The sequence below is a fragment of the Demequina lignilytica genome (assembly GCF_030418305.1).
Lineage (GTDB): Bacteria > Actinomycetota > Actinomycetes > Actinomycetales > Demequinaceae > Demequina > Demequina lignilytica.
In genome coordinates, this window is the sequence record NZ_JAUHPX010000001.1 from 78,938 (window position 1) to 100,295 (window position 21,358).

Annotated in this window: 16 protein-coding genes; 9 read left to right on the forward strand and 7 right to left on the reverse strand. The window is 72.2% G+C overall.

The features are described from left to right. Positions 1–60 precede the first annotated feature (60 nt). From QQX10_RS00375 to QQX10_RS00390, 4 genes are read left to right on the forward strand one after another with little or no spacing between them, the layout of a single operon-like run. Complete coding sequence (locus QQX10_RS00375; protein ID WP_301144198.1) at positions 61–1,038, forward strand: AAA family ATPase; 978 nt, start codon at positions 61–63, stop codon at positions 1,036–1,038. Positions 1,039–1,040: 2 nt separating this feature from the next. Beyond that, the gene (locus tag QQX10_RS00380; protein WP_301144199.1) at positions 1,041–1,934 is read left to right on the forward strand and encodes a DUF58 domain-containing protein; all 894 of its coding nucleotides are present in this window, start codon (positions 1,041–1,043) and stop codon (positions 1,932–1,934) included. Then, positions 1,931–2,953 (forward strand): VWA domain-containing protein, encoded by a 1,023-nt coding sequence (locus QQX10_RS00385; RefSeq protein WP_301144200.1) that lies wholly within the window; start codon positions 1,931–1,933, stop codon positions 2,951–2,953. Before QQX10_RS00380 ends, QQX10_RS00385 begins: the two co-directional genes overlap by 4 nt. Then, the gene (locus tag QQX10_RS00390; protein WP_301144201.1) at positions 2,953–4,020 is read left to right on the forward strand and encodes a VWA domain-containing protein; all 1,068 of its coding nucleotides are present in this window, start codon (positions 2,953–2,955) and stop codon (positions 4,018–4,020) included. The genes QQX10_RS00385 and QQX10_RS00390 overlap by 1 nt, the downstream gene beginning before the upstream one ends. Before the next feature lie 6 nt (positions 4,021–4,026). On the opposite strand, the gene QQX10_RS00395 is transcribed toward QQX10_RS00390, so the two are convergent. From QQX10_RS00395 to QQX10_RS00405, 3 genes are all read right to left on the reverse strand, one after another. After that, a complete protein-coding gene (locus QQX10_RS00395) occupies positions 4,027–5,874 on the reverse strand; it encodes a DEAD/DEAH box helicase (RefSeq protein WP_301144202.1) in 1,848 nt (615 codons plus the stop codon). A gap of 46 nt (positions 5,875–5,920) precedes the next feature. Next, positions 5,921–6,595, reverse strand: a complete 675-nt coding sequence (locus tag QQX10_RS00400; protein WP_301144203.1) for a Pr6Pr family membrane protein — start codon at positions 6,593–6,595, stop codon at positions 5,921–5,923. Positions 6,596–6,682: 87 nt separating this feature from the next. Next, positions 6,683–8,152, reverse strand: coding sequence for an XRE family transcriptional regulator (locus tag QQX10_RS00405; protein ID WP_301144204.1), 1,470 nt, complete (start codon positions 8,150–8,152; stop codon positions 6,683–6,685). Between the two features lie 134 nt (positions 8,153–8,286). Here QQX10_RS00405 and aceA point away from each other — a divergent pair, with 134 nt between their 5' ends. Both aceA and aceB read left to right on the forward strand, forming a co-directional pair. Continuing rightward, a complete protein-coding gene (aceA, locus tag QQX10_RS00410; protein ID WP_301144205.1) occupies positions 8,287–9,594 on the forward strand; it encodes an isocitrate lyase in 1,308 nt (435 codons plus the stop codon). A 27-nt stretch (positions 9,595–9,621) separates the two neighbouring features. After that, complete coding sequence (gene aceB, locus QQX10_RS00415; RefSeq protein ID WP_301144206.1) at positions 9,622–11,241, forward strand: malate synthase A; 1,620 nt, start codon at positions 9,622–9,624, stop codon at positions 11,239–11,241. Between the two features lie 64 nt (positions 11,242–11,305). On the opposite strand, the gene ppdK is transcribed toward aceB, so the two are convergent. Continuing rightward, complete coding sequence (ppdK, locus tag QQX10_RS00420) at positions 11,306–14,029, reverse strand: pyruvate, phosphate dikinase (protein ID WP_301144207.1); 2,724 nt, start codon at positions 14,027–14,029, stop codon at positions 11,306–11,308. Positions 14,030–14,171: 142 nt separating this feature from the next. Between ppdK and QQX10_RS00425 the strand changes: the two genes are divergently transcribed. Then, entirely contained in the window at positions 14,172–15,245 is a 1,074-nt protein-coding gene (locus tag QQX10_RS00425; RefSeq protein ID WP_301144208.1) for a beta/alpha barrel domain-containing protein, read from the forward strand. Here QQX10_RS00425 and QQX10_RS00430 read toward each other — a convergent pair. Continuing rightward, positions 15,242–16,756, reverse strand: a complete 1,515-nt coding sequence (locus tag QQX10_RS00430; protein WP_301144209.1) for a M15 family metallopeptidase — start codon at positions 16,754–16,756, stop codon at positions 15,242–15,244. The genes QQX10_RS00425 and QQX10_RS00430 overlap by 4 nt on opposite strands. 393 nt (positions 16,757–17,149) lie before the next feature. On the opposite strand from QQX10_RS00430, the gene nrdD reads away from it, so the two are divergent. Both nrdD and nrdG read left to right on the forward strand, forming a co-directional pair. Beyond that, positions 17,150–19,396: an anaerobic ribonucleoside-triphosphate reductase gene (gene nrdD, locus QQX10_RS00435; RefSeq protein WP_301144210.1), complete on the forward strand. Its 2,247-nt coding sequence runs from the start codon at positions 17,150–17,152 to the stop codon at positions 19,394–19,396. Between the two features lie 5 nt (positions 19,397–19,401). Beyond that, positions 19,402–19,962 (forward strand): anaerobic ribonucleoside-triphosphate reductase activating protein, encoded by a 561-nt coding sequence (gene nrdG / locus QQX10_RS00440; RefSeq protein ID WP_301144211.1) that lies wholly within the window; start codon positions 19,402–19,404, stop codon positions 19,960–19,962. Here nrdG and QQX10_RS00445 read toward each other — a convergent pair. Both QQX10_RS00445 and QQX10_RS00450 read right to left on the reverse strand, forming a co-directional pair. Then, positions 19,949–20,848: a glutaminase gene (locus QQX10_RS00445; protein ID WP_301144212.1), complete on the reverse strand. Its 900-nt coding sequence runs from the start codon at positions 20,846–20,848 to the stop codon at positions 19,949–19,951. The two genes, nrdG and QQX10_RS00445, sit on opposite strands and share 14 nt — an antisense overlap. Further along, positions 20,845–21,327 carry a glutathione peroxidase gene (locus QQX10_RS00450; protein WP_301144213.1) on the reverse strand — a complete coding sequence of 161 codons (483 nt, stop codon included), beginning with the start codon at positions 21,325–21,327 and terminating at the stop codon, positions 20,845–20,847. Before QQX10_RS00450 ends, QQX10_RS00445 begins: the two co-directional genes overlap by 4 nt. Between the last annotated feature and the right edge of the window lie 31 nt (positions 21,328–21,358).

Here is a 21,358-nt window from a genome sequence, read left to right on the forward strand (position 1 = left end):
CACCCCCTCCACCCCTCGACCCCTCCCATCACCGCATCGTCCGACCGGAAGGACACCCCCATGGAAACCACCCCCCAGGCCACGCTCGAGCAGGTGCTCTACGAGGTCAAGAAGACGATCGTCGGTCAGGACGAGCTGCTCGAGCGGCTCCTGGTCGCGCTCATCGCCAAGGGCCACATCCTGGTGGAGGGCGTGCCGGGTCTGGCCAAGACCCTCACCGTGAACACGCTGGCGAAGGCGATCGGCGGCCAGTTCCAGCGGGTCCAGTTCACGCCCGACCTGGTCCCGGCCGACCTGGTCGGCTCGCGGATCTACCACCAGGGCACGGGAGAGTTCCAGACGTCGTTGGGCCCGGTGTTCGCGAACCTCCTGCTCGCCGACGAGATCAACCGCGCCCCCGCCAAGGTGCAGAGCGCGCTGCTCGAGGTCATGCAGGAGCGCCAGGTCACGATCGGCCGCGAGACCCACCGCGTCCCTAGCCCGTTCCTGGTGATGGCGACGCAGAACCCCATCGAGAACGAGGGGACGTACCCGCTGCCCGAGGCGCAGGTGGACCGGTTCATGATGAAGGTCGTCGTGGACTACCCCTCGCCGACCGAGGAGTTCGTGATCGTCGAGCGTGCCGTGACGCCGGGCGCCGCCCCGCTGCAGGTGCTCGACCCCGACGGGCTCGTCGCGCTCCAGGAGGCGGCGCAGGGGATCTACGCCGACCCCGCGATCCTCGAGTACGCCGTCCGTCTCACCGCGGCGACACGTGAGCCCGCGCGTCACGGGATGGGCGACCTCGACCGCTACGTCACCTTCGGCGCGAGCCCGCGCGCCTCGATCAACCTGGTCCTCGCCGGTCGTGCGCTCGCCCTGCTCCGTGGCCGCGACTACGTGCTGCCCGAGGACCTCCAGCACTTGGCGCTGGACATCCTGCGCCACCGGATCGTCCTCAGCTACGAGGCCCTCGCTGACGGCGTGACCGCCGACGACCTGGTGCGTCGCGCTCTCGCCGTGGTGCCGGTGCCGGAGCCGGCGAAGGTGGCCGGCTGACCATGCTGACCGCACCCGAGCGCCTGCTCGCGCGCCTCGAGTGGACCGTCCTCCGACGGCTCGACGGGCGCCTGCTCGGCGCCCACCGCTCGCTCGCGCGCGGGCACGGCATCGACGTCGCCTCGGTCCGCCCGTACGTGCCGGGAGACGATGCGCGCCACATGGACTGGGCGGTCACCGCCCGATTGGACGAGCCCCACGTCCGGCGTCACGAGGAGGACCGCGAGGTCACCGCCTGGCTCGTGATCGACTCGTCGGCCTCGATGCGGTTCGGCGCCGCGGAGCGGGACAAGTCCGCGCTGACCGCGGAGCTCGCCACCGCGATCACCCGGCTGCTGACCAGCGGGGGCGACCGCGCGGGCGCGATCCTCTACGACGGGGGACAGGCCCGGGTCCTGCCCGCACGGTCCGGCCGCGACCAGGCACTCCTGGTGGCCCGCGCGGTGACGGAGGCTCCGGACCCGAGGCACGGCGGCGAGACGGACCTCGCCGCCATGCTGCGCCTCGCGGCGACCTGCGTGCGCCGGCGCAGCCTGATCGTGGTCCTGTCCGACCTGCTCGGCGCGGAGGGCTGGGAGCGCGACCTCAGGCGCCTCACCCACCGTCACGAGGTGGTGGTGATCAGGATCACCGACCCCGTGGAGGACGAGCTGCCCGAGCTGGGCACCGTCGCGCTGGAGGACGCCGAGACGGGGGAGCAGCTCCTGGTCGACGCGTCCGATCCCGCCTTCCGTGCGCGCTACGCGCAGGAGGTGGCCGCCCGCGACGCGGCGCTGCGCACCGCCGTCCGGCGCGCCGGGGCGGAGGGGCACTCCGTCTCGACCGGCGAGGACCTGGTGTCCATCCTGGTGCGCGTCGTCGAGTCCGCGCGCTGGCGACAGGGGAGGCGCGCATGAGCTTCCTCGCACCCCTCTGGATCGTCGCCGCGGCGGTCGTCGCGGGCGCGTTCGCGGTCGCCTTGGTGCTCGTCGAGCGCCGTCGCCGGGAGGTCCTCGCGGCCTCGGGTCTCGTGGTGCGCCGCGGGGGCGGGCGGACCGTCGCGATCGCCCTGGCGATCGCAGGCATCGCCCTGCTGCTCGTGGCGGCGGCGAGGCCGCAGGCGGTGGTGACCATCCCCCGCGCCGCGGGCACGGTCGTGGTCGCCGTCGACACCTCCGCGTCCATGACAGCCGAGGACGTCGACCCCACCCGGCTCGCGGCGGCCCAGGCGGCCGCCGTGTCCTTCATCGAGGCGCAGCCGACCACCGTCGACATCGGCGTGGTCTCCTTCGCCGAGGGCGCGCTCGCCACCCAGACGCCGAGCGAGGACCACCTCGCGGCCGAGGAGGCCGTCGATTCCCTCAGCGCGACCGGCGCCACGTCGCTCGGGCAGGCGATCCTCGCCGCGCTGAGCGCGATCACGGGTGAGACCGTCACGCTCGACGGCGCGACGGAGTCGGGGGAGTCGGGCACGGAGACCACGGCGACCGCGGCCTCCACCGGCACCGCCGCGTCGACCTCCGAGACCGACGACCCGGGCTACTGGGGCGACGCCACGATCGTCCTCATCTCCGACGGGGAGGACACCGCTGGACCGGACGCGCTGGCCGCCGCCGAGCTCGCCTCCTCGCTCGGGGTCCACATCGAGACGATCGGGGTGGGCACCGCAGCGGGCACCACCCTCGAGGTCGACGGTTACACCGTCACCACGGCGCTCGACGAGGCGCTCCTCACCCAGGTCGCCGAGACCACCGGCGGGAGCTACCACGAGCTCGCCGACGCGTCCGAGGTGGACGACGTGGCCGCGGGCCTGGACCTGCGGGTCACGGCCCAGACCGAGGAGACGGAGGTCACGGCGCTCGTCGCGGGCGCCGCGCTCGTCGTGCTGCTCGTGGGCGGCTCCCTCATGATCATCCGCACCGGAAGGCCCCTCTGATGTCCCTCGCCTGGCCGTTCGCGCTCGCCGCGCTGCTCGCGGTCCCGCTGCTCGCACTCGTGTGGCTGGTCATGCGCCGTCGTCGGCGCCGCACCGCCGTCCGCGTCTCCTCGCTGCGCCTCGCGCGCGCGGCGAACGGGCCGTCGTCCCGTGCCCGGACGTGGGTGCCTGCCGCGCTGCTGGGCGTCGGCATGCTGCTCGCCGGCGTCGCCGTCGCCCGCCCCCAGACGACCGTCGACGTCGCCACGAGCGAGTCGACCATGATGCTCGCGATCGACGTCTCGAGCTCGATGTGCACCACCGACGTCGACCCGAACCGACTGATCGCGGCTCAGGAGGCGGCCGTCGAGTTCATCGAGGCGCAGCCCGAGGGCACGCGCATCGGGATCGTCGCGTTCTCCTCGATCGCCGGCGTGGTGGCCTCGCCCACCTCGGACAAGGACGACCTGGTCGCGGCCGTGGACTCCCTGACGACCTCCCGGGGGACGGCGATCGGGCAGGCGATCCTCGCCTCGATCGACGCGATCGCCTCGATCGACCCGGACGTGGCTCCCACGGGCGTGGAGGTGGAGGCGACGTCCACGAGCGCCGACCAGGACGACGACGCCGGCTACGCCGCCGAGACGATCGTGGTGCTCACCGACGGCTCCAACTCCACCGGAGTGGAACCGGTGACCGCCGCCGAGGAGGCCGCCGCCCGAGGGCTGCGCGTCTACACCATCGGCTTCGGGACAACCGAGTCCGCCTCGTCGTCCTGCAGCGCGGGGCAGGTCGACACCTCCCAGCTGATGGGCGGCGGCGGGGGAGGCGGTGGTCAGACCATCGACGTCGCCACGCTGCAGGAGGTCGCGGATCTCACCGGCGGCGAGTACTTCTCCGCCGACGCGGCGGACTCCCTGACCGAGGTGCTGCTGGATCTGCCCGAGGTGGTCGACGTGCAGCAGGAGAAGGTCGACGTCGGGAACTGGTTCGTGCTGGGCGCTGCCGGCTCGGCCGCTGCCGGCGTCGCGCTCTCCCTGTGGTGGGGTCGCACGCGGCGACCGCAGCGCGCGGCGACGACCCCCTAGGGGCTGCTACCAGCGGTTGCCGCGGCCCCTGCGGTCGCCGTCACGGGAGTCGCGGCCGCCGCGGGTGTCGCGCCGCGGCCCGCCCTTGCCCCGCGGCGCGTCGTCGCGGCCGTACCGGTCGGACCGGTCCGACCCGCGGCGCGCCCCGCCGGGCCCGCGGTCCACCTGGATCTCGATCAGGCGGCCGCTGATGCGCGTGCGTGCCAGGCGGTCGAGCACGCCCGCCGGCATGGACGCCGGCAGCTCGACCAGGGAGAACTCCGGCTTGATCGTGATCGCGCCGAAGTCGTCACGTCCGAGCCCGCCCTCGTTGGCGATCGCGCCGACGATCTGTCGCGGGTCCACCTTGTGACGGCGGCCGACGTTGATGCGATAGGCGACCCAGCTGCCTCCGGAGCGGGCCTCGCGACGGCGGTCTCCGCCGCGCTCGCCGTCGCCCTCGCGGCCCGGCCGCTCCTTGCGCTTGTCGGGCGCGAGCTCCATGCGCTTCATCTCGTCCGCATCGTCGAGCAGCAGCTGCGTCTCGCCCTGCGCGACCACCGCGAGCGCGGCCGCGACGTCCGCCTCCGGCACATCATGGTGCTCGACGTAGTGGTTGATGATGTCGCGGAAGCGGTCGATCCGCGTCGACTGCTCGAGGGCCTCCGTGATCGAGTCGTCGAAGCGTGACAGGCGCGAGGCGTTGATGTCGTCCACCGTGGGCAGGTGCATCTGGGTGAGGGGCTGCCGCGTCGCCTTCTCGATCGCGGCGAGCAGTCGACGCTCCCGCGGGGTCACGAAGCTGATCGCGTCGCCGGTGCGACCCGCACGACCGGTCCGACCGACCCGGTGCACGTAGGACTCGGTGTCGATCGGCAGGTCGTAGTTGAACACGTGGGTGATCCGCTCGACGTCGAGGCCCCGCGCCGCCACGTCGGTCGCGACCAGGACGTCGAGCTTGCCGTCGCGCAGCTGGTTGATGGTGCGCTCGCGCTGCGCCTGCACCACGTCGCCGTTGATCGCGGCCGCGGCGAAGCCGCGCGCCCGCAGGCGCTCTGCGACCGTCTCGGTCTCATTCTTGGTCCGGGTGAACACGATCGCCGCCTCGAAGTTCTCGACCTCGAGGATGCGGTTGAGCGCGTCGAGCTTCTGCGGGTACGAGACCACGACGTAGCGCTGGGTGATGGTCGAGGAGGTGGTGGTCTTCTTCTTGACCGTGATCTCGACCGGGTCGTTGAGGTGGGTCGCGGCGATGCGGCGGATCGACGACGGCATCGTGGCCGAGAACAGCGCGACCTGCTTGCCGGGAGGCGTGGAGCCGAGGATGGTCTCGACGTCCTCGGCGAAGCCCATCTTGAGCATCTCGTCCGCCTCGTCGAGCACCACGTACCTCAGCTCCGACAGGTCGAGCGTCCCGCGGTCGAGGTGATCCATGATGCGACCGGGGGTGCCCACCACGATGTGCACGCCGCGACGCAGCGCGGACAGCTGCACCCCGTAGGCCTGACCGCCGTACACGGGCAGGACGTGGACGCCCTTGAGGTGCGACGCGTAACGCTCGAAGGCCTCGCACACCTGGAGCGCGAGCTCACGGGTCGGTGCGAGCACGAGCGCCTGCGGCTTCTTCTGGGTCCGGTCGAGCCGCGCGAGGATGGGCAGCGCGAACGCGGCCGTCTTGCCCGTGCCGGTCTGGGCGAGGCCCATCACGTCGAGCCCGTTCAGCAGCAGGGGGATGGTCTGCGCCTGGATCTCGGACGGGGTCTCGTAGCCCACGTCCGACAGCGCCTTGAGGACGGGGCCCTCGAGCCCGAGGTCGGCGAAGGTGGTCAGCGGGGTCTGGTCGGCGCCCTGCGCCTCGCCGTTCTCGGAGCTCATAGGACAACGGTAGGCGGTCGAGGCGGCCTTCGGGGCGCTTTCCTGGTCAGATTCGCTGGGTCGAGCCCAGCCCACGCGTCACCGGGCGCGCCTCATGGGGCCGCGCCTGTGCCGGAGCAGGTGCGGGCACGGGTGCCATGATGCGCCCCCGGAGGGCACCGAGCAGGTGAAGGATGCCGGCGACGATGACGCCGGTGGCCGCGATGCCGAGCAGGGACCCGGCCACGGCGATCGCGCCGCGAGCGGGATCGAGGAAGGGATAGGGCACCCAGCCGTCGACGACGCCCCTCACCATCAGGTAGCCGAGCCACATGCCGGGCAGGACGAGGACCGACCACAGGTGCCGGCTGGTGAGGCGCCGGCGGGTGCCCACCACGAGCCAGTCGAGCACGAGGATGACGGCGGAGCCGCCGTGGATGACCGCGTTCGCCCACGGGAAGATCGGCTCGGTGAAGGGGGCGAGCACGGCCCAGTAGACCGCCCCCACGATCACCAGGTAGGTCGCTGCGTTGACCCTCATGATCGCGACCCAGCGGGGCTCGGTGCGGCGCCGGTGCCCGACGGATCCCAGGAGGGCGACGATGCCCGCGACGTTCGCGAGCGGCGTGAAGTAGCCGGGGAGCTGATCCCAGGTGAAGGTGCCGTAGGACAGGTCCGCCCAGGCCTGCGTCGCCAAAGCCGAGGCAATGCCGAGGGCGGCGACGATGCGGGTGATGGTCAAGGCGGCTTCTTTGCTCACAAAAGAAGACTTTACACAACCGTGATGGAAACGTGACATTCGCCGTGGCGTGTGTCGGGACCCCGGCGGTCAGCCGTCCGGCGGGGCCTGACCGTCCAGGAACTCGTACACGGCGACGCGATCGATGCCGGTGGCGTTGCCCGAGGGCGTGGCGGCGAGCAGCGACGAGTTGATCCGGGCCGCGGGCCGCACCTGTCCGTCCCAGCGCTCGGAGAGATCGTGTCGCGGCTCCCGGCAGCACCCGGGGTCCGGGCACGTCGAGGCGCGCCGCGTGGTCGTGTCGCGTCCCCGGAACCACTTCGAGTGGACGTACTGGGTACCGACCGACACGGAGTGGTCGCCCGCGCCGGTGGTCTGCACCGCCGACGTGCACCAGTAGGTGCCGTTCGGCTTGTCGGTGTACTGGTGGTAGATCCCGTACCGGTCGGCCCGCTCGAACACCTGGCGCGCGCTCCACTGGCGGCACACGCGCTGACCCTCGACGTTGCCGAGCGCGTCCTGGGGGAACTTGGCGCCGTCGTTCTCGTAGGCCTTGGAGACCACCCCGGCGGAGCTGACCTTGAGGAAGTGCACGGGGAGGTCGAGGTGCTCGGTGGCGAGGTTGGTGAAGCGATGGGCGGCCGACTCGTAGCTCACCGCGAAGGCGTCGCGAAGGTCCTCCACCGACAGGTCGCGCACGGCCTTCGCCGCGGTGAGCAGGTCGACCGCGGAGCGCTCCGGCATCATCAGCGCGGCGGCGAGGTAGTTGGCCTCCACCCGCTGGCGGAGCAGGTCGCCGTAGTCGCGCGGCTCCTCGTGGCCCAGGACGTGCGCGGCGAGCGCCTGCAGCAGGACCACCCTGCGGTCGGCGCCGTCGCTGCGGATGGGCAGGTAGAGGCGGCCGTGCCGCTCGTCCGTCACCGATCGGGCGGTGACCGGGAGGTCGTGCACGTAGTGCAGCGTGAAGCCCAGGTGCGACGCGAGCGAGGAGGCGGCCGAGTGCGACAGCGGTCCTCCGTGGTGCCCGATCGCGCCCAGCAGGCCGGCGGCGACCCGCTCGAGCTCCGGGTAGTGGTTGTGCTGCTCCCGCTGGGTGGCGCGGAGCTCGGTGTTCGCGCGGCGCGCCTCCTCCGGGGTGGACGCGCGACGTTCGTGCAGGCGCACCAGCTCGGCATGCATCGCCAGGACGGTCTCGAGGGCGGCGTCGGGGAGCGAGCGTCGCACCTGCAGCCGCGGGATCTGCAGGGCCTCGAACAGCGGGCCGTCCTGGGCACGCGCGAGCGCGATCTCCAGGGCGTCGCGCCGGGACGGCGGCTCGGGGTCGAGGAGGTCGTCGAGCGAGGCGCCGAGAGCGGCGGCCATCGCCTGGAGCTCCGACACTCGCAGCTCGCGGTGCCCGTTCTCGATCACCGAGATCTGCGAGGCCGCCCGTCCGAAGGCCTCGCCGAGCTGCTGCACGGTCATGCCGCGCGCGGTGCGGAGCGCGCGGATGCGCCGGCCGATGGTCAGGGGCGTGGGGCCGGCCTCGTGCTCGGCTCCCGTCGTCGTCGACGTGCTCATGCCGCGACTCTGCCACACGAGCGTTTCGAAGGCCAGAAATTCGCGAGAAGTTCTGATGCCTCACCCCGCGAATTCGGGTGAACGTGCCTCCTACCGTGGTCATACGGACACCCCGAGGAGCAAAGGAGCTTCCGATGACCAGCATGATCCGCCCCGGAGATCAGACCCAGACCGCAGCCGAGCTCGAGTCCGAGTGGGAGTGGGACCCCCGGTGGACCGGCATCCGCCGTGACTACACCGGCGCGGACGTCGTCGCGCTGCGCGGTCCGGTCCGGGAGCAGGCCACCCTCGCCGCCCGCGGGGCGGAGGCGCTGTGGGACATGATCCAGGTCAACCGCGAGCGCCCGGACCAGTGGGTCGCCGCGCTCGGGGCGCTCACCGGCAACCAGGCGGTGCAGCAGGTCCGTGCAGGCCTCAAGGCGATCTACCTGTCGGGCTGGCAGGTCGCGGCGGACGCCAACCTGTCGGGCCAGACCTATCCCGACCAGAGCCTGTACCCGGCGAACTCGGTGCCGGCCGTCGTCCGCCGCATCAACAACGCCCTGCTCCGCGCCTCCCAGATCGAGCACGCCGAGGGTGGCACGACCCGCGACTGGCTGGCGCCGATCGTCGCGGACGCGGAGGCCGGCTTCGGCGGTCCGCTCAACGCGTACGAGCTGATGCACGGCATGATCGCCGCCGGAGCCGCCGGCGTGCACTGGGAGGACCAGCTCGCCTCGGAGAAGAAGTGCGGGCACATGGGCGGCAAGGTGCTCGTGCCCACCGGGCAGCACGTCCGGACGCTCAACGCCGCGCGCCTCGCCGCGGACGTCGCGGGTGTCCCGTCGGTGGTGATCGCCCGCACCGACGCGCTGGCGGCGACGCTGCTGACCTCGGACGTCGACGAGCGCGACCGCCCCTTCCTCACCGGTGAGCGGACCGCGGAGGGCTTCTACGAGGTGCGGAACGGCATCGAGCCGGTGATCGCCCGCGGCCTCGCCTACGCGCCGTACGCCGACATGATCTGGGTGGAGTCGGCCGCTCCGGACCTGGAGCTCGCCCGGCGGTTCGCAGAGGCGGTGCACGCCGAGCACCCCCACAAGCGTCTCGCCTACAACTGCTCGCCGAGCTTCAACTGGCGGCGCCACCTGGGCGAGGCGGAGATCGCCTCGTTCCAGCGGGAGCTCGCCGCCATGGGCTACGCCTTCCAGTTCATCACCCTCGCCGGCTTCCACTCGCTGAACCACGGCATGTTCGAGCTCGCGCGGGGGTACGCCGAGACCCAGATGAGCGCCTACGTGGAGCTCCAGGAGGCGGAGTTCGCCTCCGAGGCGCACGGCTACACCGCGACGCGTCACCAGGCCGAGGTGGGAACCGGCTACTTCGACCGGGTGGCCACCGCCCTCAACCCGACGGCCTCGACCCTGGCGCTCGCCGGGTCGACCGAGGCCGAGCAGTTCTAGCACCGACATGCATCCCTAGGAGCCATCATGTGCCACACCACGATCACGACGAACGCGCCCATGGGCCCGCGCTACGCGGAGATCCTGAGCCCCGAGGCGCTCGACTTCATCGCCACGCTCCACCGGCAGCTCGCCGGCGAGCGGGCGGACCTCCTGCAGGCCCGTCACGCTCGTCAGGAGGCGATCGCCGCGGGAGCGGACCTGGGCTTCCTCGCGGAGACGGCGGCCGTCCGCGACGACCCGCATTGGCGCGTCGCGGGACCCGGGCCCGGGTTGGAGGACCGCCGCGTCGAGATCACGGGTCCGACGGACCGCAAGATGACCATCAACGCGCTGAACTCGGGCGCGCGGGTGTGGCTCGCGGACCACGAGGACGCGAACACCCCGACGTTCGCGAACATGGTCGAGGGCCAGCTCAACCTCCGCGACGCGATCCGTCGAGAGATCTCCTACACGTCACCCGACGGGAAGGAGTACACCCTGGGCGAGACCACGCCGACGATCGTGTTCCGTCCTCGCGGCTGGCACCTCGCCTCGCGCCACCTCATGCACGTCGACGAGCACGGCAACCGCTTCGCGTGCTCGGCCTCGATGGTCGACGCGGGCCTGTACCTGTTCCACAACGCGAAGGAGCTCATCGCGCGCGGCTCGGGACCGTACCTCTACCTGCCGAAGATCGAGGGGCACCGGGAGGCGCGTCTGTGGGACCACCTGTTCACGCTCGCCGAGCAGGAGCTCGGACTCGAGCACGGCACCATCCGCGCGACGGTGCTCATCGAGACGCTGCCGGCGGCGTTCGAGATGGAGGAGATCCTCTACGAGCTCCGCGATCACTGCGCCGGGCTCAACGCGGGCCGGTGGGACTACATCTTCTCCATCATCAAGACCTACCGCGAGCGGGGCGACGAGCACGTGCTGCCCGACCGGGCGCAGATCACCATGACGGTGCCGTTCATGCGCGCCTACACCGAGCTGCTGGTGTCGACCTGCCACCGGCGCGGCGCCCAGGCGATCGGCGGCATGAGCGCGTTCATCCCCAACCGGCGCGACCCGGAGGCCACCGAGAAGGCGCTCGCCCAGGTCGCCGCGGACAAGCGCCGGGAGGCCAGCGACGGCTTCGACGGCTCCTGGGTCGCCCATCCGGGTCTGGTGGCCGTCGCGCAGGCGGAGTTCGACGCGGTGCTCGGCGACCGCCCGAACCAGCTCGACCGCCAGCGGTCGGAGGTCTCCGTCACGGCCGCGGACCTGCTCGACACCACGGTGCCCGGCGGCCGCATCACCCTCGCGGGCGTGCGGGCCAATGTGTCGGCCGCGCTCAGGTACCTCGAGAGCTGGCTGCGGGGCGTGGGGGCGGCGGGCATCGACAACCTGATGGAGGACGTGGCCACGGCGGAGATCAGCCGGTCCCAGCTGTGGCAGTGGATCCGCACCGGTGCGACGACCTCCGAGGGGATCCCGGTGACGCGCGAGCTGGTCGCGCAGATGCTGGCGGAGACCATGTCGACGGTCGAGCGCCCCGACGGCGAGCTGTTCGACCAGGCGGCGGCGCTGCTCGCGGAGGCCTGCCTCGAGGAGGCCTACCCGTCGTTCGTCACGCTGCCCGGCTGCACCCGCTACCTGACCGACCGCGTGCCGGTCGCCGCCTGAGGAGGCCTGGGGGCATGGTCGAGGGGTGCGGTCCTGCTGGGGCCGCACCCCTCGACGGCTCCGGTCAGCGGGTGTCGCCGCCGCCGGTGGCCACCGCGGCACGGCCCGCCTCGAGCCGTGCGACGGGGATCCGGAATGGGGAGCACGACACGTAGTCGAGCCCCGCCTCGTGGAAGAAGTGGATCGACTGGGGGTCACCGCCGTGCTCGCCGCAGACGCCGAGGCGCAGGTCCGGCCGGGTGGCGCGACCCTCCTCGGCGGCGATCCGCACCAGCCGGCCGACCCCTTGGCGGTCGAGCGACTCGAACGGCGACACCGAGAACACGCCCTTCTCCGTGTAGTCGTGGAAGAACGCGCCCTCGACGTCGTCGCGGGAGAAGCCCCACGTCGTCTGGGTCAGGTCGTTGGTGCCGAAGGAGAAGAACTCGGCCACGGATGCCATGCGATCGGCGGTGAGCGCGGCGCGTGGCAGCTCGATCATCGCCCCGACCGGGATGTGCAGCTCGACACCGGTCTCGGCTGACACCTCCGCGATGATGCGCTCGGCCTCGTCCCGCACCAGGTGGAGCTCCATGATCGACGCGGCCAGGGGGATCATGATCTCCGCGTGGGGGGTGCCCCCCGCCGTGGTGCGCGCCGCCTGCGCCTCGGCGATCGCGCGGATCTGCAGGGCGAACAGCCCCGGGATGACGATGCCGAGCCGCACGCCGCGAAGGCCGAGCATCGGGTTCGCCTCGTGCATCCGGTTCACCGCAGCGAGCAGCACCTGGTCGCGCTCGACCTCGTCGCCCGTCTCCCCGCGCTCCTTGGCGAGGGCGACGCGCACCGCGAGCTCGGTCAGGTCCGGGAGGAACTCGTGCAGGGGAGGGTCGATCAGCCGGATCGTCACCGGCAGCCCGTCCATCACCTCGAGCAGCTCGGTGAAGTCCTGGCGCTGGAGGGGGAGCAGGGCGTCGAGCGCCTCCTGCCGCGCCGCATCGTCCGCCGCGAGGATCAGGTGCTCGATGAGCACGCGCCGCTCGCCGAGGAACTGGTGCTCGGTGCGGCACAGCCCGATGCCCTGCGCGCCCCACATCCGGGCGCGTGCCGCGTCCTCGGCCGTGTCGGCGTTCGCCTGGACCCCCAGGCGCCGAGCGGTGTCGGCGTGCGACAGGATCGCGTCGACCGCGCTCACCAGCTCCCTGGTCTCCTCGTCCTCGGGCGCGAGGTGGGCGAGCGCCGCGTCGAGGCCCTCCTCGAGGTAGCGGACCACCGGCGACGGCACCACGGGCACCTCGCCCAGGAAGATCTCGCCGGTCGACCCGTCGATGGCGATGATGTCGCCCTCGTGCACGACGGTGCCGCCGACGGCGAAGCTGCGCGCCTCGACGTCGACGTCGAGGGCCTCCGCCCCGACCACGCAGGTGGTGCCCATGCCGCGTGCCACGACCGCGGCGTGGGAGGTCTTGCCGCCACGGGAGGTGAGCACGCCGACCGAGGCGATCATCCCGCCCAGGTCGTCGGGGTTCGTCTCCCGTCGGACCAGGATGGGCGTGCCGCCACCGGCCGCCCACTCGATCGCGCGCGCCGAGCTGAACACCGCCGCGCCCACGGCCGCGCCGGGCGACGCCGCCATGCCGGTCGCAAGCAGGTTCCTGGCGGCCTCCATGTCGAACTGAGGGAACATGAGCTTGCTGAGCTGGGCGCCCGTGACCCGCTCGAGCGCCTCGTCCATGGTGATGAGGTGCTCGTCGACCAGCTGCTTGGCGATCCGGAAGGCCGCCGCCGCCGTGCGCTTGCCGACGCGGGTCTGGAGCATCCAGAGCTTGCCTCGCTCGATGGTGAACTCGATGTCGCAGAGGTCGCGGTAGTGGCTCTCGAGCCGCCGCATCACCTGGCGGAGCTCCCGCGACGATGCGGGGTCCAGCCGCTCGAGGTCCGCGAGAGAAAGGGTGTTCCGGATGCCGGCGACGACGTCCTCGCCCTGGGCGTTGGGCAGGTAGTCGCCGTACGAGCCCGTGCGGCCCGTGGCGGGGTCGCGGGTGAAGCACACGCCCGTTCCCGAGTCCTCGCCGAGGTTGCCGAAGACCATGGCGACCACGTTGACCGCGGTGCCCAGGTCGTCGGAGATGCGCTCGCGCCGCCGGTAGAGGCGCGCCCGCTCGGTGTTCCAGGAGCCGAACACCGCCTCGATCGCCATGTCGAGCTGCTCGCGCGGCTCCTGCGGGAACTCGCGGCCCGTGCGATCGAGCACGATCCCCTTGTAGTCCTCCACCAGGTGGCGCAGGTCGTCGGCATCCAGGGCGGTGTCCGCCGCGACGCCCCGGGCCGCCTTGCGCGCGTCGAGCGCGCCGGCGAACAGGTCGCCATCGATGTCGAGCACCGTCTTGCCGAACATCTGGATGAGCCGGCGGTAGGAGTCCCAGGCGAAGCGCTCGTCGCCGGCGTAGGCGGCGAGGCCGTGGACCGAGCGGTCGTTCAGGCCGACGTTGAGGACCGTCTCCATCATCCCGGGCATCGAGAACTTGGCGCCGGACCGGACGGAGACGAGCAGCGGGTCGTCGGGGTCGCCCAGGTGGCGCCCCATGGCGTCCTCGAGCCGACGGACCGCCATGGTCACCTCGACCCGCAGCTCGGGCGGCGCGGCTCCGTCCGCCATGAAGGCCCGGCAGGCCTCGGTGGTGATGGTGAAGCCGGGCGGCACCGGCAGGCCCAGGCGGGTCATCTCGGCCAGGTTCGCACCCTTGCCGCCGAGCAGATCCTTGAGGTCCCTGTTGCCTTCGCTGAAGTCGAAGACGTACTTCACCATCGCGCACCTCCGCGGACACGTCGGCCCCGTTGCCGACACCACCAGTCTGTCCATCCCACGAGGCACGAGCCAGGACCTATGGCCCGAGGTCCCGGTCGAGGTCCCGGCGCGGGAGGCCGGCGCCCGGCTAGCCTCGGAGCCTGTGACGCCGTTCTACGACCCGCTCCGTTCCTTCGAGGACAACTATGCGAACGGACCCTTCGGGGCGTTCGCCGAGCCGGGCGTCGCCGCCGTCGCGCCGCCCGCGGAGCGCTTCCTCGGCCGTCCCGTCCACCGGGCGTTCGGCATCCCCGCCGGCCCCCTGGTGAATGCCGCGTTCTGCGCCGCCGCCTTCCGTCACGGGTACGACGTGAACGTCTACAAGACGGTCCGGACGCGCAGCCACCCGAGCCATCCGTTCCCCAACACCCTCCGGGTGCACGTCGGCGGCGACCTGTCGCTCGAGACGGCACGCGGAGCGCTGCTCGCCGACGCGGACTTCCGCGGCACGGCCAGCATCTCGAACTCCTTCGGCGTCCCATCGCGCGACCCCGACGAGTGGCAGCCCGACATGGCGGCCGCAGTCGCGGCGGCAGGCGACGGGCAGCTGCTCGTCGGCTCGTTCCAGGGCACCCACCCGGCACCGGGGGCCGCGGACCGGGTCTCGGCCTACGTCGCGGATCACGTCGCCGCCGCCTCCCTCGTGGTCGAGACCGGTGCGCCGGTCCTCGAGATGAACCTGAGCTGCCCGAACGAGGGCACGGCCGACCTCTTGTGCTTCGACACCGCCGCGGTGGTGCGGATCGCCGGCGCGATCAAGGAGAAGGTGGGTGACGTCCCGCTCCTGCTCAAACTGGCGTACTTCGCGGACGACTCCGCGCTGGCCGCCCTGGTCCACGCCACCGCCGGGATCGTCGACGGGTACGCCGCGATCAACACGATCCCGGCCCGCCTCGTGGACGCCGCCGGGCGACCGGCGCTGCCCGGGCCCGGCCGGGAGGTGGCCGGCGTGTGCGGCGACGCGATCCGCTGGGCGGGCCTGGAGATGGTGCGCCGCCTCGCCAGGCTCAGGGACGATGCGGGCGCGGGCTTCGCGATCGTGGGCGTCGGGGGAGTGATGGAGGCCTCGCACCACCTCGCGATGCGTGCCGCCGGCGCCGACGCCGTGATGAGCGCGACCGGAGCGATGTTCCGTCCCGGGCTGGGCGCGGAGGTGCGGGCCGCGCGCGGCGCCTAGTCGTCGAGCAGGGAGTCGACGGGCTCGAGGAGCTCGAGCGGCTCCACCTCGAGCTGGCCCACGCCGGGAGCGACGAACTCCAGGTGCCAGGCCTCCGGCTTGCTGCCGCCGACACGGGCCCAGGTGGGGTGCACCCAGCCGAAGTCGGCGCCGTTCGCCCGCAGCCATGCCGAGGAGGCGGCGTCCAGGTCGACCGCCATGCCCCAGCCGTGGTTGGACGTCCCGGGCGCGGCGGCGAGCCCGGCCCGCGCCGCGCGGGTGCTCACCTGCGCCGCGTACGACCGGTAAGAGCTCAGGACCACCAGGTGTCCGCCCGTCTCGGCGTGGTAGGCGTCATCCGCCGCGATCAGGGCGGTGGCGGCGTCGCAGCTGAGCTGCGCGCTCGCGGCGAATGGGAGCGGGCAGAGCGCCGCGGCGGGCAGGCGCCCGTTCGCGTAGGACATGCCGGCGGGCTGGCCGGACCAGCCGGCCTGATGCTGAGCGACGGCCGCGAGGTAGCGCGCGGTCCGCTCGTCGACGGCCGCCGCGACCGCGCGCTCATGGGTGTCGCGGCGTGCAGCGTTCTCCTCCGCCCGGCGCGCGTTCTCCGCGCTCACCCAGCCCGCGTGCGAGTCCTCCATCACCGCGTAGGCGTCCTCCAGCGTTCGGGTGGCATCGGAGAGGGTCTCGCGCCCGCGGGCGACGGCATCGGGGTCCTCGACGTCGACCTCCGTAGCCGCGACGCTGCCGAGAGCGGTCGCCGCGTCGAGGACGGCCTCGACCGCCGCGCCGTCGAGGACGCGCTCCGCCACCAGGTTCGCGTCGTCGCTCATGTCGGCGGCGAGGCTCTCCGCGTGGGCCTGCGCCTCCGCGAGCGTCGCGACGTCGCGTTCCAGCGTCGCGCCCGCGGCGGCCTCAGCGAGCCGGTCGGCGGTGTCGTCGATCTCCCGCGCCGCCGACTCGAGGTCCGCGGCCGCGCGCTCGAGCCGCTCGGCGGCCGCGTAGGCCTCGTCCGGTGACGCGACGTCGCCGGAGAGGACCTGGACCACCGCATCGTCGTCGACCACGGGCGCATCGAGGTCGGCCTCATCGTGACCTGCGGCCATGGCCGCCTCCGTCTCGACCGGGGCGTCCGCGGTCTGCTCGTCGGCCGAGGACGAGTCCGAGGACGTGGCGGTGGGCTCGTGGAGCCCGGCCAGCACGGACGCGCCGGTCGCGGAGCCGTCGACGGCGAGCGGCACCGGCAGCTCCAGCGCGAGCGAGGGGGTCTCGACCGCGACCTGGTGGAGCTCCGCGGCGCGCGCGGCCGCGTCGGCGCTGGTGGCGAGGGCGACGCTGGCGTCCACCACCTCGCCCGAGGCCGCCACCGTGGCGGCGTCGGCCGCGACGGCCTCGGCCCGTGCGAGCGACCCCTCGAGCCGCACGCGGCTGGCTTCGACCTCGTCGGCCATCGCCCTGGCGTGGGCGACGGCGCGTGTGACGCGGTCCTCGTCGTAGACGGCGCCGGCGGTCACACCTGCCGTGAAGAACACGACGGCAGCCGCCGCGGCTGCCGTGGGTCGGGGCGCGCGGGGGAGGAAGGGCATCAAGCAGCGGTCTCTGATCGGGAACGGGGAGCGGCCGCGCGGCGAGAGGCCTGCGCGGGCGGATCATGACAGTGTAATCGCTTGCATCCGCCGGGGTCCGGGACCTCCGGTCCTCGCTGCCGCGAGCCGACACGCCGGGGATGTCGTGATCCGGATGATCAACGGTCGTGCGTGCACGAGGGTTCCCGCGGCCGCCCGGCCGCGGGCCCGAGCGTCCGCCAGGGACCAAGGACCTAGATGCCTCATGACACGAGATCTAGTGTGTCCGACGGCGGGAAGCACTACATGTAGTGGTTGATTGCCGCCGAAGCCGAGGTCGAAGGAGCCGGAGGGAGCATCATGAGCATCGTCGAGGTGGAGCGCGCGGGGGCTATCCGGGAGGGCGGCACGCGCCACGCGCTCACCGTGGTCAAGCGCGACGGACGGACGCTGCGCTTCGACGACTCGCGGATCGGCGCGGCGGTCGCGAAGGCCTTCGTGTCGGTGCACGGAGAGCTCACCGCCGAGCACGAGCAGACCATCGACGCTCTCGTCGCACGCATCGACGCCGAGCTCGACCGCAGGTTCGTCGACGCGGTCAAGATCTACGAGATCCAGTCCGTGGTCGAGCACGAGCTGCTCGAGGCGGGGGAGTACGAGGTGGCGCGCGCCTACATCGACTACCGCGTCTCGCGCGACATCGCCCGCTCCAAGGCGACCGACCTGAACCACTCGATCCACCGCCTCCTGTCCAAGGACTCCGCGGTGGTCAACGAGAACGCGAACAAGGACGCCGAGGTCTACAACACCCAGCGCGACCTCACCGCCGGCATGGTCGGCAAGGCGATCGGCCTCAAGCTCCTGCCCGCGCACGTCGCGAACGCGCACCAGAAGGGTGACCTGCACTACCACGACCTGGACTACCACCCCTATGCGCCGATGACGAACTGCTGCCTCATCGACTTCCCGAGCATGCTGTCGGCGGGCTTCCGGATCGGCAACGCACAGGTCGAGCCCCCGCGGTCGATCCAGACGGCCACGGCGCAGATCAGCCAGATCATCGCGAACGTCTCGTCCAGCCAGTACGGCGGTTGCACCGTCAACCGCATCGACGAGCTGCTGGCGCCCTACGCCGCGCTCAACCATGCCAAGCACCTCGCCGACGCCGAGCACTGGATCGACGACGAGGAGCGGCGGGAGGAGTTCGCGCGCGACAAGACGCGCAAGGACATCTACGACGCCATGCAGTCGCTCGAGTACGAGATCAACACGTTGTTCACCTCGAACGGCCAGACCCCGTTCACCTCGGTCGGCTTCGGCCTCGGCACCGGGTGGTACGAGCGCGAGATCCAGAAGGCGATCCTGCGGATCCGCATCCGCGGGCTGGGCCGGGAGCAGCGCACCGCGATCTTCCCCAAGCTGCTGTTCACCCTCAAGCGGGGCCTCAACCTCGCGGAGGGCGACCCGAACTACGACATCAAGGAGCTCGCCGTCGAGTGCGCGACCCAGCGCATGTACCCCGACGTGCTCAGCTACGACAAGATCGTGGAGATCACCGGCTCCTTCAAGGCCCCGATGGGCTGCCGGTCCTTCCTCCAGGGGTGGACGGACGAGGACGGCCAGGACGTGGTCGACGGCCGCATGAACCTCGGCGTCGTCACCCTGAACCTGCCGCGCATCGCCCTCGAGTCCGGCGGCGACCTCGACCGCTTCTGGCAGCTTCTGGACGAGCGCCTCGAGACCCTTCACGACGCGCTCGTGTTCCGCATCGAGCGCTGCAAGGAGGCGCGCCCGGGCAACGCGCCGATCCTCTACCAGTACGGCGCCTTCGGTCGCCGCCTGTCCGCGGGCGAGGACGTCGACCAGCTGTTCCGCGACCGCCGCGCGACGGTGTCGATGGGCTACATCGGCCTGTACGAGGTCGCGACGGTCTTCTACGGCAACCCATGGGAGTCCGACCCCGAGGCCAAGGAGCTCACGCTCGAGGTGCTGCGCGCCATGAAGCGCCGCGCGGCCGCGTGGGCCGACGAGACCGGCTACCACTTCTCCGTCTACTCGACCCCGTCGGAGTCGCTCACGGACCGCTTCGCTCGCATGGACAAGGAGCGGTTCGGCGCGGTGCCGGACGTCACGGACAAGGACTACTACACCAACTCGTTCCACTACGACGTCCGCAAGAACCCCACGCCCTTCGAGAAGCTCGACTTCGAGGCCGACTACGCGCCCCTCGCGTCCGGCGGCTTCATCCACTACGTCGAGTACCCCGTGCTGCGCCAGAACCCCAAGGCGCTCGAGGCCGTGTGGGACTACGCGTACGACCGGATCGGCTACCTCGGCACGAACACGCCGATCGACCGGTGCTACGACTGCGGCTACGCGGGCGACTTCGACCCGACCGCCCGCGGCTTCGCGTGCCCGGCGTGCGGCAACGCCAACCCGGGCACGTGCGACGTGGTCAAGCGCACCTGCGGCTACCTGGGCAACCCCCAGCAGCGGCCGATGGTCCACGGCCGCCACCAGGAGATCGCGTCGCGCGTCAAGCACCTGCCCGGCGACGTGCGCGTCGCGCCGGCGCTCGAGGACCGCGAGTCGCGGCCGGAGGGATAGGGACGATGCACCGGTCGCCGACGGAGGACTGGCGGGCGGAGCGCGTCAGTCAGGGCTTCGTCGCGGACTACAAGCCCTTCAGCTTCGTCGACGGCGAGGGGGTGCGCTGCAGCGTCTACGTGAGCGGGTGCCTCTTCGCCTGCGACGGATGCTTCAACAAGGACGCGTGGAGCTTCCGCTGCGGCGAGGAGTACGGCGCGGACCTGGAGGACCGGATCCTCGCAGACCTGGCTCACCCCTCGGTGCAGGGCATCTCGCTCCTCGGCGGCGAGCCGTTCCTCAACACGCAGGTCTGCCTCGCCGTCGTGCGCCGCATGCGTCGCGAGCTGCCGTCCAAGGACGTGTGGTGCTGGTCGGGGTACACCTTCGAGGAGCTCGTGACGGGAACCCAGGACAAGCGCGACCTGCTCGCGCAGGTCGACGTCCTCGTCGACGGGCCGTTCGATCTCGCCCGACGCGACCTCCGACTGGCGTTCCGGGGCTCGACGAACCAGCGGGTGCTCGACGTCCCGCTCTCCCTCGCGCGCGGGGTCCCGGTGGCGTGGGCCGGCCTCAGGGACGGGTGAGCGCGGGCGCCAGCGCCGTGAGGGCGACCTGCGCGCGCAAGGGGTTGCCCGTGGCGTCGAGCGGCGGGCTGAACGCGGCGGCCGAGCCGCGACCGGGTGCCACCATGACCATACCGCCGGCGATCCCGCTCTTCGCGGGAAGGCCCACGGCGCCGCGCCAGGCAACCGTGCCCTCGTAGAGACCGGCGAGCGCCATCGCCTCCACGGCGACGCGCGCCGCCGCGGGGCTGACGACGCGCACGCCGGTGACGGGATCGACCCCGCCCGCGGCCAGCACCGCTCCCATGCGAGCGAGGTCGGCGACGGTCACGGCGAGGCAGGACTGGAGCGTGTAGAGGTGCAGCGCGTCCTCGACGGCGGTGCCGAGCAGCCCCCGGGCGGCGAGCGCGCCGGCGAGCTCGCGGTTGCGGTGGTTGGTCGCGTGGATCGCCTCGACCATGGCGCCGTCCGCGACCAGGTCGCGACCCGCGAACGCGGAGAGCCCCGCGCGCAGCCTCGCCTCGCCGGCGCCCGCATCGTCCTCTCCGAGGAGCGACGATGCGGTGATCGCGCCGGGGTTCACCATCGGGTTGGTGCGCCCGCCCGGTCCCGCGTGGATCGCGCGCACGTCGTTGAACGGCAGCCCGGTCTCGCGCATCCCGGTGAGGGAGAGCACCCGGTCCTCCCCGTGGAGGTCGACCGCGAGAGCGAGCACGAACGGCTTGGCCGCGCTCATGAGGATGAACGGATGCGCGGCGTCCCCGCCCACGTCCGCCGCCTCGCCGAGGCGATGCAGCGCCGCCGCCAGCAGGTCGGGGTCGGTGGCGGCGAGGCTCGGATAGACGCCGGTGACAGCGCCGCCCGACACCGCGCGTGCCGCGGCGAGGGCCGCCGCGACGGCGTTCACACCGCGAGCGCCGCGCGGATGTCCGCCTCGAGGGCGGAGGGCTCGGTCGTGGGCGCGTAGCGGCGTATCACGCGACCGTCCCTCCCGACCAGGAACTTGGTGAAGTTCCACTTGATCGCGTCCCCCATGAGCGAACGGGTGGAGGACTTGAGCCATCCGTACAGCGGGTGCTGGGCGGGCCCGTTGACGTCGATCTTGGCGAACATCGGGAAGGTCACGCCGTAGTTAGCCTGGCAGAACTCGCCGATACCGTCCGCGTCCAGCGGCTCCTGTCCGGCGAACTGGTTGCACGGGAAGCCGAGGATGGCGAGACCGAGCGGTCCGAGCTCGCGATGGAGCGCCTCGAGGCCCTCGAACTGCGGCGTGAGCCCGCAGCGCGACGCGGTGTTGACCACCAGCACCACCTGTCCCTCGTAGGCGGACAGGGGCTGCTCCTCGCCCCTGAGCGTGGCGGCGGAGAAGTCGGCGATGGTGGTCATGTCCACCAGTGTCGCACCTCGCGCCGGGGCG

Excerpts from the sequence above, each read along its gene's own strand:
- QQX10_RS00375 (WP_301144198.1), top strand. The coding sequence starts at position 61 with ATGGAAACCACCCCCCAGGCCACGCTCGAGCAGGTGCTCTACGAGGTC.
- ppdK (WP_301144207.1), bottom strand. The coding sequence starts at position 14,029 with ATGGTGAAGTACGTCTTCGACTTCAGCGAAGGCAACAGGGACCTCAAG.
- aceB (WP_301144206.1), top strand. The coding sequence starts at position 9,622 with ATGTGCCACACCACGATCACGACGAACGCGCCCATGGGCCCGCGCTAC.
- QQX10_RS00390 (WP_301144201.1), top strand. The coding sequence starts at position 2,953 with ATGTCCCTCGCCTGGCCGTTCGCGCTCGCCGCGCTGCTCGCGGTCCCG.
- QQX10_RS00450 (WP_301144213.1), bottom strand. The coding sequence starts at position 21,327 with ATGACCACCATCGCCGACTTCTCCGCCGCCACGCTCAGGGGCGAGGAG.
- QQX10_RS00380 (WP_301144199.1), top strand. The coding sequence starts at position 1,041 with ATGCTGACCGCACCCGAGCGCCTGCTCGCGCGCCTCGAGTGGACCGTC.
- QQX10_RS00385 (WP_301144200.1), top strand. The coding sequence starts at position 1,931 with ATGAGCTTCCTCGCACCCCTCTGGATCGTCGCCGCGGCGGTCGTCGCG.
- nrdD (WP_301144210.1), top strand. The coding sequence starts at position 17,150 with ATGAGCATCGTCGAGGTGGAGCGCGCGGGGGCTATCCGGGAGGGCGGC.
- QQX10_RS00405 (WP_301144204.1), bottom strand. The coding sequence starts at position 8,152 with ATGAGCACGTCGACGACGACGGGAGCCGAGCACGAGGCCGGCCCCACG.
- QQX10_RS00395 (WP_301144202.1), bottom strand. The coding sequence starts at position 5,874 with ATGAGCTCCGAGAACGGCGAGGCGCAGGGCGCCGACCAGACCCCGCTG.
- nrdG (WP_301144211.1), top strand. The coding sequence starts at position 19,402 with ATGCACCGGTCGCCGACGGAGGACTGGCGGGCGGAGCGCGTCAGTCAG.
- aceA (WP_301144205.1), top strand. The coding sequence starts at position 8,287 with ATGACCAGCATGATCCGCCCCGGAGATCAGACCCAGACCGCAGCCGAG.